At 73.7% G+C, this 372-nt stretch carries 1 pseudogene; it reads left to right on the top strand.

The features are described from left to right. Positions 1–194: 194 nt before the first annotated feature. Positions 195–372, top strand: a pseudogene (locus AC1DHL_RS30175) (delta(1)-pyrroline-2-carboxylate reductase family protein); the annotation flags it as partial.

Genomic DNA, 372 nt, shown 5'->3' with positions numbered 1-372 from the left:
ACCTTGGTGCGCTCGATGTGCGGCTCGGAGCGCAGGATCTTGCCGACATCGAGGCCGTATTCCCGGCCGGCGCAGCGGCGGGTACGCGCTACGCGGCGGCGGTGATGGGGATGCTGTCGCGCTGATCCCGGGGGCGCGGCATGGGGGACAATGGCGGATTGCCTTCGGCCCACCTGTCACCCATCCGTCGCCCGATGCCCAACGCCTTCGTCCCACTCGACGCCGCCGCCACGGCGGCCCGCCTGCCGTATCCCGAACTGGCCCAGGCCATCGCCGCCATGCTCGCTGAACTGCGGGATGGCAGCGCGATGGCGCCGCCGCGCATCGCGCTGCCCGTGGGCGACGCCGCGAGCGGCGCCGGGACGCTGCTGG

This window comes from Variovorax sp. 10L426 (genome assembly GCF_056395305.1).
This window is presented reverse-complemented; position numbering and strand designations above follow the sequence as displayed.